Source organism: Fontimonas thermophila, assembly GCF_900113085.1.
GTDB lineage: Bacteria > Pseudomonadota > Gammaproteobacteria > Nevskiales > Nevskiaceae > Solimonas > Solimonas thermophila.
In genome coordinates, this window is the sequence record NZ_FOOC01000024.1 from 1 (window position 1) to 11,739 (window position 11,739).

Sequence of the window (11,739 nt, forward strand, 5' to 3'; positions counted from 1 at the left end):
GAACTGGAAGAAGTCCAGGTGCCGCCAGGATCGGCGCAGCCGGTCGTGCACCGGTTGCGTGGCCGCACCGCATGCCGGGCAGGCGAGCCTGCTGGTGTGGCAGCCGATCTCGAAGTCGATACGCCGCTTGGCGGTGTCGAGCCTGACGTCATCGACGACCCACGGCGGCTGCAAGCCCAGCGCGCTGGTGAACAGAGCTTCTACGGCAATGCCCATGGACTCATCCTCCTGATCAAACACGCCTCGTGGACATGTGCACAGGCCGGCCAGCGGCCTGCACACATGCCCACCGGGCTCGACGACCAGGAGTCATTGTGACTGTTGGGTTCCACACGAAATGACGAAGAGCCGCAACCAGGGGCCAGCATGCTCAAGCAGCAGTTTCGCCAGCGGCGTGCCTGCGCCGAAAAGTACGGCAGCGGCCAGCGCGGCGGGGATGCCGGAGTCGTTCAATTTCATTTTCTCTTGTCATTTATGGACTTGCGTTCAACGGAACGACCGTGCGCACCATGCACGTGTCCGGCCGCGCTGGAGCCGCCCTCGGAGCCTTGGCGAGCAAGCTCATTCAAGATGCCGCAGTGGGCAGCATCCCGCGCTTCCTGACACAAATCCCGCAGCCCTTTAAGTTGCCGCTCCAGCGAGCGCAATTCCCGAATGCGGGCGGCAACATGGCCGATGTGTTCATCCAGCAATGCATTCACCTCGCCGCAGTTTTCGGTCGGCGCATCCTTGAAACGCAGCAGTACGCGGATTTCGTCCAGCGTCATGTCCAGCGACCGGCAGTGGCGGATGAATGACAGGCGTTGCGCGTGCGCCTCGCCATAAATGCGGTAGTTGCCGTCGGTGCGCGATGTTTCAGGCAAAAGGCCTTCGCGCTCGTAGTAGCGGATGGTTTCCACTTGCGTGCCGGTGGCCTTGGCCAGTTCACCGATTTTCATTTACTTCCCTTGACTTGATGTACTGAGGGCATCGATGACGTGCATTTTACTCTCTTGACTCTTTAGTTGCTACAGGGTTTCTAATGGACGGAACAATAGGAGCCCTCATGAACCAAAATACCAAGCTTGATGAAATTTCTGCTACGTCGGAGAGTCGCGGATGTGCCAAGCATTGCTCGCCTGCCGCTGTGCAGACCCACGCACCGGTAATCGACGACACGCCGGCGCGCGTCAAGCTACTTGTCGCCTCTGTCACGCAGCAATCGGCTGAATGTCTCCTCGGCTCACAGCCGTTGTGACCACAGAGTCGCGTTCAGGGTTGAGGGTAACGGCCCGGATGTGCGACCAGTCGCGTGTGCCGCGTGACCAGCGCGCGGGGTTGCGTTCGCGAGCCTGGAGGTAGACCTGGTGCCGAGCCGCAAGGATCGCGACGTCGTGGCCTTCATGGCGCTGTGCCGGGCTGACGTAGCGGATGCCGCTGTGCCTGTGATCGTGGTTGTACCAATGCACGAATTGGCGCGCCCACTCGCGCGCGGCGCACAGATCCGTAAAGCCCTTTTCTGGGAACTCCGGCCGGTACTTCGCCGTGCGGAACAGGCTTTCGACGAAGGCGTTGTCGTCGCTCACGCGGGGCCGTGAGTACGACGGTTTCACGCCCAGCCACCACAGCATGGCCAGCACGGTGGTGGCCTTCAGCGTGGCGCCGTTGTCGCCGTGCAGTACGGGTCGCTCGTCACGCGGCATGGCGTGAATGCCCTCGGCCAGCGCCGTGCGCTGCACGAGCCGCGCAGCGTGGTCGCAGTCGTCGTCCTCGTGCACCTCGAAGCCCACGATCTTGCGGCTGTACACGTCCATGATGAGGTACAGGAAGAACCAGCGTCCGGCGACATCCCTTGGCAGGAACGTCATGTCCCAGCACCACAGCTGTCGCGGCGCGGTGGCCACGTGAGTGGTCGGTGGCCGGCCCTTGCGTGGTGCCTTGGCGCGCCCGCGGTGACTCATTTGCCCCTGCGCACGCAGCACGCGGCGGAAGCTGGACTCGCTGGCGATGTAGACGCCCTCGTCAGCCAGCGTCGGCACGATGCGCGCCGGCGGCAGATCGGCGAAGCGCGGCTCGTTGGCCACGCTGACGATCTGCGCACGTTCGCGATCACTCAGCGCATGGGCTGGCGCCGGCCGCACGGCCTGCGGCCTGCCATCGCCCGATTCCAGGCCTTGGCCGGCCTTCCAGCGCTGCAAGGTACGCGCGCTGATCCCCATGAGTTCGCACGCTGGCTTCAGGCGCGCACCGGCATCGCAAGCCGCTTCGATGTCTCGGGCAATTTCCTGGCGATCTTCGAGGCCGATCATTCGTCCTCGCCCTTGTTCCTGTTGAAGATCGCCTCGGCTTTTTTTGACAGCACCAGCAGCGCCGCCGCCTCGGCCAGGGCCTTGTCCTTGCGGCGTACCTCTCGCTCGAGCTCTTTGATGCGGCGCCGATCCTCCTTGGTCTGCGAGGGGCTGGCACGTACTTGCTCGGGTGCAGCCAGTGCCCGCACCGCGTTGTCTCGCCATTGCTGCAGTTGCTGCGCGTACACGCCGTTCTCGCGGCACCAGGCGCTGCGCGAGGCATCGTCCATCGCCGCGGTCGTGATCACCGCCTCCAGGCGCGCGGCAGCTGTCCACACGCGCTCCTTCGCCGGCCTGGCCAACGACTCAGCGCGCCAGCGCTCCAGCGTGTCCACGCCCACTCCGATCTCGCGCGACACCACCTGCGGTGCGGCGCTCTCCGGCGGCAGCATGCGTGCCACCGCCCGGTCCTTGAATGCTTGTCCGTATCGGGCCAACTTCTTCTCTCATCCGCGCCCCCGTGTCGATGAAACGATGGTGTGCGGGGGGCGGCGCCTTCGGCGCCGCACAGGCTGTGCATTTGTGGACGATGCGCTTCGCGCACCGGCCAGCTTGCCGTGGACAACGCATCCGCGTTGCCCACCGCGCCGGCCTTCGCCCACAAGCTCCACAGCCTCCCACCACCATCAATGAACCAGTCTCACAGCTCTGGTCCTATCGGGGCGACAAGTATTCTGACGCGGGGGGATAGGATGCCCGCATCTCTTTGCCCCGAACGGCACGAAGGCCCGCGACGCGGAGTGAACCTTCTACTGGTGCAACCGTCGCGCTGCTGCGTGACCTCCCAGGCCCGAAGTTCGGCGCAATGGACCGAGACTGGGTGCGCGGGTGTGCCGAGCTAGCAGGCCGTTGAAAAATCCCCCGTCGACGCTGGCGTCGGCCAGTACGATCTGAAGCCATCGGCGAACAACCCAGACGAGGACGATGAGAGGCAACCAAGACTTCCCAGGCAAGCGATGTTCAGCTACATCAGCCTTGAAGAGCGCGTGCCGCAGACACACCCGCTGCGCAAACTGCGCGCCGCAGTCGTTGCGCTGCTGGCGACGATGAACCGCGAGTTCGACGCGGTGTACGCCCGCCGGGGCCGCCCCTCGGTGCCGCCGGAGATGCTGCTCAAGGCCCTGCTGCTGCAGATCCTGTTCTCCATCCGCAGCGAGCGCCAGTTGGTCGAAGCGGTCAACTACAACCTGCTGTACCGCTGGTTCGTGGGCCTGAACATCGAGGACAAGGTCTGGGACCACTCCACCTTCAGCGCCAACCGCGAGCGGCTCTTCAACGAAGACTTGGCCCGCGCCTTCTTCGAGCGGGTCAAGCACACCGCCGATTGGGCGAAGTTGACCAGCGACGAACACTTCAGCGTGGACGGCACGCTGATCGAGGCCTGGGCGGAGCCCTTGAGCTTCAAGCGCCGGGACGACGACAGCGCCAGCCCGCCCGGGCGCAACCCCGAGGTGGACTTCAAAGGGCAGGAGCGCTGCAACGACACCCACGCCAGCACCACGGACGCCGATGCCCGCCTGTTCAAGAAGAGCCAGGGCGACAAGTCCCGCCTGTGCCACATGGGCCACATCCTGATGGAAAACCGCAACGGGTTGATCGTGGACGTGGAGATCACCCATGCCAGCGGCACCGCCGAGCGCGAGGCGGCGCTGGCCATGTTGAAGCGTCGGGACAACAAGAACAAGCGGGCTACGGTCGGGGCCGACAAGGGCTACGACAGCAAGGCCTTCATCAAGGGCTGCCGAAAGCTCAAGGTCACGCCGCACGTAGCGGCCAAGGACAAGCACTCGGCGGTGGATGCCCGGATCACCCGACACGAGGGCTACAAGACCAGTCAGAAGGTGCGCAAGCGCATTGAGGAGGCCTTTGGCTGGATCAAGACCGTGGGTGGTCTGGCCAAGACCAAGCTCATCGGTCAGGCCAAGCTCACGGGTCAGGCGCTGCTGTGCTTTGCCACCTACAACCTGGTGCGCATGGGCAGCATCGGCGGCTGGTGGGACGCGCATCATGCGTGAGCCCGGGGATACGTGCGCCCGAAATGGGCGAGATGGCCTGCAAACAGGCCAGATTGGCCGGTGCAATCGCTGCGCAGACGCGTCTGGGCCACTCGTTTCTTCGAAAACAGCGTCCCTGATGCGTTCGATGCCCACTTTTTCAACGGCCTGCTAAGCGGAGCCGAATCCGGCCCTTCCGCCAAAACACTATAGCTGCTACAATCTTGTCCATGCGTCGCTTGTCTATGATTTTTCTGCTGGTATTGATGCCGCTGCAGCTCAGTTGGGCAGCGATTGCATCCTATTGCCAGCACGAAACTGGGGCCGCAGCCAAACACTTCGGTCACCATGACCATCAGCACAAGGCTACTGATGGTAAAGAGACAGCACCCGATCCAGCCAAAACCGGTGGCGGTGACCCTGATTGCGCATCCTGCCATGCGGGGTGTTCATCAGCCCTGCCTGGGGAGGTGACTCTCCCGCCGATGTTCAGCTCGTCCCTAGACATAGCGGACTACTGGCTGCATCTTACGTCGCCCCCTTTCGAACGCTTAGAACGCCCGCAGTGGCGTGTCCTCGCCTGATCGGCGGGGAGCGCGTTCCTTCCCTCGTCGTCACTAAAGCAGTCGCGCTTGGTGCGTGACCGCACAAAGCCGCCTTTGCGCCGCTGACGTGACGATGTAGCAGGCGATCATTTGGATCGCTCTCCGCCGATTTCCTCGTGTCTTTGAAATCACTGGAGAATCGGATGTTGAAGAGTATTCACAAGCAAAAATGACGGGCGTCACTTGCCGTTCATAGGGCTACAAAAAAAGGCAACTGCAGCGGGCCTGCTTATTGCGCTCACCGCAGGGGTATCTTTTGCCCAATCGCTGCCTGCTGCGCAAGCCAACCGCACAGCCCAATCTGAGTCGCAGGCCGATGTGGCGACGCTTCTGACGTTGCAGAGAGCCATCGCGTTGGCGCTCGACGGCAATCCAGACCTTACCGTCGCAAAACGTGAAATTGAGGCTGCTGAAGGTCAGGTGCTTCAAGGGCAAGCGCGCCCTAACCCAGAGCTTGCCTATTTACTGGAAGACCAGCGCGCACAGACCCGTACACAAAGCGTGCAGATCAACCTTCCCGTTGAAATGGGCGGCAAGCGCGCGGCCCGTATCGCGGCCGCCGAGCGAGGGCGCGACATCGCAGTGGAAGACCTGAATGTGCGGCGCATCGAAATCCGCGCCGCTGTGGTCGCTGCCTTCTTCGAAACGCTGGCAGCCCAGGAGCGTGTAGCACTGGCTCTTGACAGTGTCGATTTGGCGAGAAAAGTGACCGACGCGGTTGCCAAGCGCGTGGCAGCGGGTAAGGCTTCTCCCGTCGAAGAATCAAAGGCCCGGGTGGCTGAGGCCGGGGTGCGCGTTGAACTCGCCCAGGCGCAAAGCGAGCTGCGCAACGCTCGGGGACGTCTTGCCAGCTTGCTGGGTGCCAATCCACCTCGCTTCACCCTCGTCGCGGGCAATATTGAAGCGCTCCCGCCCGTTCCAAGCTTCGACAGTGTCCAGCAACGCCTGTCTGTCTCGCCAACCTTGCGTCGTGCGCAGCTAGAGATGGAACGCCGCAGATCACTGGTCGATTTGGAGCGCAGCAAGCGGGTACCCGATGTCACCTTCAGCCTGGGAGTGAAGCGCTCCAATGAGCTGCAGCGTGATCAGCTGCTGTTCGGCGTCTCCGTGCCGTTGCCGTTGTTTGATCGCAATCAGGGCAACTTGCTGGAAGCGCTGAAGCGCGAAGACAAAGCCCGGGACGAACTCCAGGCGTTGAACGTGCGAGTCGGCACTGAAGTGATGCAAGCCCGCGAGCGGCTGGACGCCATTCGCAGGGAAGTCGAGGTCTTGCAACGGGACGTACTCCCCGGGGCTAAGAGTGCCTACGACGCAGCCACCATCGGATTCGAGAACGGCAAGTTCAACTTCCTCGAAGTGCTAGACGCGCAGCGCACCTACTTCGCCGCCAAGTCCCAATACCTCAAGGCACTGGCCGAAGCGCATCGCGCGGCGGCGGACATTGACCGGGTGCTCGGCGACTCCACCCCGAATGCCGACAAGCCATCCAATCAGGAATGAATATGAAAATCGACACAAAAAAACTGAACATCAGCAAAAAGCAGTTGGTCGCCATCGCTGCAATTGCCGTGACTGGCGTAGTGCTTGGCACCGCCATTCTGAGCAACAAGACAAGCAAGACGGCGGAAGATGATGGCCACGGTCATGGCAGCCACGTTGAAGCGAAAGCGCACAGTGATGGTGAGCACCACGGCAAGACGAGTGGCGATGGGCACGATCATGACAAAGGCCACGCTGACGGCGAGCACCACGAAGGCCCCAGCAAGGGGCCTCATGGCGGCAAGCTGTTCAAGGAAGGAGATTTTGGGCTGGAGGCTTTGCTGGCCGAGGACGGAGGCGAACCACGCCTGCGGATCTGGCTGTTCAGCAAAGATAAGCCGCTTCCAAACAATGCAGCCAAAGTCAGCGCCACCATCACGCGCTTGACCGGAGAGACGCAGACCCTCAACTTTGCACCTGACAAGGACAGCCTGGTGAGCCGTGAGGTGGTGCCCGAGCCACACGCGTTCGAGATCAGCATCGTTGCCCAGACTGCCACCGAGCTCTTCATGTTCGTCCTGAACCAAGAGGAAGGGAAGGTCGAGCTTAGCGATGCACAAATCAAGGCCGCATCCATTGGCATCGACACGGCAGGTCCTGCGCGCATCAAGTCTGTTTTGCAATTGCCAGGCGAAATTCGTCTGAATGAAGACCGGACTTCGCACATTGTTCCGCGCATTGCGGGTGTGGTCGAGAGTGTGCAGGTCAGTCTGGGGCAGGCGGTCAGACGAGGCCAAGTTTTGGCCGTCATCGCCAGCCCGGCGGCATCAGAGCTGCGCAGCGAGTTGCAGACAGCACAAAAGCGATTGACCTTGGCCAAGACCACGTATGAGCGTGAAAAGCGGCTCTGGGAGCAGAAGATCTCTGCCGAGCAGGACTACCTGCAAGCCAAGCAAGCCTTACACGAGGCAGAGGTCGCCGTGGCCAACGCCCAGCAGAAGCTGTCTGCCTTGGGTCTGACATCAGGATCTTCGGGGGGGCTCAATCGCTTCGAGCTGCGCGCGCCATTCGACGGCTTGGTGATTGAAAAACATCTCAGCCTCGGTGAGGCAGTCAAGGAAGATGCCGCCGTGTTCACAGTATCTGACCTGGGAGAGGTCTGGGCCGAGATCAACGTGCCCGCGAAGGATTTGCCGCTGGTCAGGGTTGGCGAGAAGGTCACCATCAAAGCGACGGCCTTCGATGCCAGCGCGACCGGAACCATAACTTTTGTGGGTTCGTTGATCGGTGAACAGACTCGCATGGCCAAGGCCCGCGTGGTCTTGTCCAACCCCAAGGGCGTTTGGCGTCCTGGTCTGTTTGTCAGTGTGGAGGTGACTGCATCGGAGGCGGAAGTACCCGTGACTGTGGCCAGTGACGCCATTCAGACCTTGGGCGACAAGCCCGTGGTGTTCCTGAAAGTGAACGGAGGCTTCATTGCCCAGCCCGTGCAGTTGGGCCGCAGTGATGGCAAGCGGGTCGAGGTGGTGCAAGGACTCAAGCCGGGGGCTCCCTACGCGGCAGCAGGAAGTTTTGTCCTGAAGTCTGAGCTCGGCAAAGCCTCTGCCGAACACACCCATTGATACCGGAGCCACGCACATGTTTGAAAAACTTATTCGAGCATCCATCGAACATCGATGGTTGGTGTTGCTGGCAGTCATCGGTATGGCGGCCGTCGGCGTATTCAACTACCAGAAGCTCCCCATCGATGCCGTGCCGGACATCACCAACGTCCAGGTACAGATCAACACCCAAGCGCCGGGGTACTCGCCGCTGGAGACCGAGCAACGGGTGACTTACCCGATTGAGACCGTGATGGCGGGCCTTCCCAACCTGGAGCAAACCCGTTCCCTGTCCCGCTATGGACTGTCACAAGTGACTGTGATCTTCAAGGACGGCACCGACATCTACTTTGCGCGCCAATTGGTCAACGAACGCCTCCAGGAGGCGCGCGACAAGTTGCCCCCCGGAATTACCCCGACCATGGGTCCGATTTCGACCGGCTTGGGCGAGATCTACCTGTGGACGGTCGAAGCCAAGGATGGTGCGAAGAAGCCTGATGGCCAACCCTATACGGCCACCGATCTGCGCGAGATTCAGGACTGGATCATCAAGCCACAGTTGCGCAACGTGCCCGGCGTCGCAGAAATCAACTCCATTGGCGGCTATTCCAAGGAATACCAGATCGCCCCTAATCCTGAGCGCCTCACCTCGCTGGGCGTCACCTTGCAGGACATCGTGACGGCATTGGAGCGCAACAACGGCAACGTGGGCGCGGGCTATATCGAAAAGCGTGGCGAGCAATATCTGATTCGAGCGCCCGGTCAGGTCAAAACCTTGGAGGACATCAGCAACGTGATCGTCAGCAGCGTCGGTGGTGTGCCGATCCGGGTGCGTGACGTGGCCGAGGTTGGGCTGGGGCGTGAACTGCGCACGGGTGCCGCCACAGCCAACGGGCGCGAAGTGGTGCTGGGCACGGCCTTCATGCTCATCGGCCAGAACAGTCGAACCGTCTCTCAAGCAGTCGACAAAAAAATGGTTGAAATCAACCGCAGTCTGCCTGAAGGCGTTCATGCGGTGACCGTTTACAACCGTACTGTCTTGGTGGACAAAGTCATCAGCACGGTGAAGAAGAACTTGTTGGAAGGCGCGATCCTGGTGATCGTGATCCTATTCCTGTTCCTGGGCAACATTCGCGCGGCCATCATTACGGCGGCCGTGATCCCCTTGTCGATGCTGTTCACCTTTACGGGGATGGCGACCTACAAGGTAAGCGCCAATTTGATGAGTCTGGGGGCACTGGACTTCGGCATCATCATCGACGGAGCGGTGGTGATCGTCGAGAACTGCGTGCGACGCCTGGCCCATGCACAAGCTCAGTACGGCAGGCCTTTGACGCGCTCGGAGCGTTTTCACGAGGTATTTCTTGCCTCCAAGGAATCGCGCCGCCCGCTCTTGTTTGGTCAGCTCATCATCATGGTGGTGTACCTGCCCATCTTCGCCCTGACCGGCGTTGAAGGAAAGATGTTCCATCCCATGGCGTTCACAGTGGTTACTGCGCTGGTTGGGGCGATGATTTTGTCAGTGACTTTCATCCCGGCTGCAGTCGCACTGTTCATCGGCAACCGCGTCAGCGAGAAGGAAAACTGGCTGATGGTGCAGGCCAAGCGCTGGTATGGCCCGCTGCTGGATCGCGTGATGACGGCTAAAGCGGTGGTGCTCACGGCAGCCGCCGTGGCAGTGGTGCTGTGCGGCTTGATCGCGACCCGCATGGGCAGCGAGTTCGTGCCCAGCCTGAACGAAGGCGATTTCGCCATTCAGGCTTTGCGCATTCCTGGCACCAGCCTTTCGCAGTCAGTGGCAATGCAGCAGCAGCTGGAATCAACGCTCAAAGCCAAGTTCCCCGAGATCGACCGCGTTTTCGCGCGCACCGGCACGGCTGAAATCGCGTCCGACCCCATGCCGCCGAACATTTCCGACGGCTACATCATGCTCAAGCCGGTGTCCGAGTGGCCGGAGCCGCGCAAGTCGCGCGACGAATTGCTGGCGGCCATTCAGGATGTCGTGGGCAAGATTCCGGGCAGCAACTACGAGTTCTCTCAACCGATCCAGCTGCGGTTCAACGAACTCATCTCAGGTGTCCGCAGCGACGTTGCGGTGAAGATATTCGGCGACGACATGGATGTCCTGAATAAGACGGGTGAAGAGATCTCGTCCATGTTGCAGAAGATTCCCGGCGCGTCCGAGGTCAAGGTGGAGCAAACCACCGGTTTGCCCATGCTGACCGTGAATATCGACCGCCAAAAAGCCTCGCGCTATGGGCTTAACGTGGCCGACATCCAAGATGCCGTGGCCACCGCCATCGGCGGGCGTGAGGCTGGGACGCTGTTTGAAGGCGACCGTCGATTCGACATCGTGGTTCGGTTGCCAGAATCCCTGCGCAACGACTTGGAAGGCATGAAGCGCTTGCCGATTCCTTTGCCGCGCGGAACAGGTACGGGAGGTCTTGAAGGCCGAACCAACTTCATTCAACTGGGTGAAGTGGCGAGCTTCGAGTTGGCACCCGGCCCGAATCAGGTCAGCAGGGAAAATGGAAAACGTCGCATCGTTGTAAGTGCCAACGTTCGTGGTCGAGACGTGGGCTCGTTCGTCGCGGATGCAAAAGCAGCTCTGGCACAGGTCAAGATCCCTCCTGGGTATTGGACGAGTTGGGGCGGAACTTTTGAGAACCTGCAGTCGGCAACACAACGCCTGCAGATCGTTGTTCCAGTCTCTCTGCTCCTGGTGTTCGTCTTGCTCTTTGCGATGTTCGGCAACGCCAAGGATGGTTTGCTGGTTTTTACCGGCATTCCGTTCGCGTTGACGGGTGGAATCCTGGCGCTGTGGCTGCGCGACATCCCCATGTCGATCTCGGCGGCAGTGGGCTTCATCGCGCTCTCAGGCGTCGCCGTACTCAATGGCCTTGTGATGATTTCCTACATCCGCACCCTGCGAGAGGAGGGAATGCCTCTGGACGCGGCCATTCGGGACGGCGCGTTGACCCGTTTGCGTCCCGTGCTGATGACGGCCCTGGTGGCGTCTTTGGGTTTCATCCCGATGGCGATTGCCACTGGAACCGGCGCAGAAGTTCAGCGGCCCTTGGCCACTGTGGTGATCGGCGGCATCGTGTCTTCCACATTACTGACGCTACTCGTACTCCCCATTCTTTATCGTCTGGCCCATCGACCAGACGAGCAAGAAGAGGATGTCACTGCTGAGCCGGTGCATCCGCAAGATGCGACTGACCTGCTAGCCGATTTTCGGACCATTTGAATCCTGAGAAGATGGCTCCCGCTGACGCAGCGAGGAGCAGATGAAGAAGGCGCGGTTTACGGATGAGCAGATGGTGGCGATCCTTCGGGAGGCCGACAGCGCACCGGTGGCAGCGGTGGCCAAGCGGCACGGGGTCTCGGAGCCGACGATTTATGCCTGGCGCAAACGATTCGGGTCACTGGAGACGATGGACGTGCGACGGCTGAAGACGGTGGAGCAGGAAAACGCCCGCCTGAAGAAGCTGCTGGCTGAGCGTGATCTGGAGATCGAGGTGATGAAGGAGATCGCGCGGGGAAAATTCTAGGCGCGCCCGAGCGGCGGCGAGCGGTGGCCCATCTGCAGGGCCGCGGGATCTCGCAGCGACGCGCGTGCGCGCTGATGGGGACAGCACGACATCCCCCCACCTTCAGTAGCGGTTCGATCTAGAGTCCGGGTTGGATGGTAGCCGATGCCAGTTGCCTGGCATAGGCGCTCGGTGTCAGC

8 protein-coding genes and 2 pseudogenes are annotated in these 11,739 nt (G+C 61.3%); 6 read left to right on the forward strand and 4 right to left on the reverse strand.

What is annotated here, in order from left to right:
* From BMZ48_RS12685 to BMZ48_RS12695, 4 genes are all read right to left on the reverse strand, one after another.
* On the reverse strand, positions 1 to 216 hold a 216-nt coding region (locus BMZ48_RS12685; RefSeq protein ID WP_143383703.1), incomplete at its 3' end, for a transposase family protein.
* A gap of 93 nt (positions 217 to 309) precedes the next feature.
* Entirely contained in the window at positions 310 to 459 is a 150-nt protein-coding gene (locus BMZ48_RS13055) for a hypothetical protein (RefSeq protein WP_156824618.1), read from the reverse strand.
* Positions 456 to 938: a Cd(II)/Pb(II)-responsive transcriptional regulator gene (cadR, locus tag BMZ48_RS12690; protein WP_019561294.1), complete on the reverse strand. Its 483-nt coding sequence runs from the start codon at positions 936 to 938 to the stop codon at positions 456 to 458. Before cadR ends, BMZ48_RS13055 begins: the two co-directional genes overlap by 4 nt.
* A 252-nt stretch (positions 939 to 1,190) precedes the next feature.
* Positions 1,191 to 2,764 (reverse strand): IS3 family transposase gene (locus BMZ48_RS12695; protein WP_091535956.1). Its coding sequence is split into 2 segments (ribosomal slippage): positions 1,191 to 2,326 and positions 2,326 to 2,764, totalling 1,575 coding nucleotides; the frame shifts between segments, so codons are not numbered across the junction.
* 487 nt (positions 2,765 to 3,251) lie between these two features.
* Here BMZ48_RS12695 and BMZ48_RS12700 point away from each other — a divergent pair.
* The 6 genes and pseudogenes from BMZ48_RS12700 to BMZ48_RS12730 all read left to right on the forward strand — a co-directional run.
* Positions 3,252 to 4,342: pseudogene (locus BMZ48_RS12700) on the forward strand (IS5 family transposase).
* Between the two features lie 209 nt (positions 4,343 to 4,551).
* The gene (czcI, locus tag BMZ48_RS13405) at positions 4,552 to 4,905 is read left to right on the forward strand and encodes a cation efflux protein, CzcI family (protein WP_091535966.1); all 354 of its coding nucleotides are present in this window, start codon (positions 4,552 to 4,554) and stop codon (positions 4,903 to 4,905) included.
* 204 nt (positions 4,906 to 5,109) lie between these two features.
* Positions 5,110 to 6,426 (forward strand): TolC family protein, encoded by a 1,317-nt coding sequence (locus BMZ48_RS12715; protein ID WP_143383704.1) that lies wholly within the window; start codon positions 5,110 to 5,112, stop codon positions 6,424 to 6,426.
* Positions 6,427 to 6,428: 2 nt separating this feature from the next.
* Positions 6,429 to 8,027 carry an efflux RND transporter periplasmic adaptor subunit gene (locus BMZ48_RS12720; RefSeq protein ID WP_091535969.1) on the forward strand — a complete coding sequence of 533 codons (1,599 nt, stop codon included), beginning with the start codon at positions 6,429 to 6,431 and terminating at the stop codon, positions 8,025 to 8,027.
* A 16-nt stretch (positions 8,028 to 8,043) separates the two neighbouring features.
* On the forward strand, positions 8,044 to 11,256 hold the full coding sequence (locus BMZ48_RS12725; protein ID WP_091535973.1) for a CusA/CzcA family heavy metal efflux RND transporter: 3,213 nt from the start codon (positions 8,044 to 8,046) through the stop codon (positions 11,254 to 11,256).
* 40 nt (positions 11,257 to 11,296) lie between these two features.
* Positions 11,297 to 11,649, forward strand: a pseudogene (locus BMZ48_RS12730) (transposase); the annotation flags it as partial.
* Between the last annotated feature and the right edge of the window lie 90 nt (positions 11,650 to 11,739).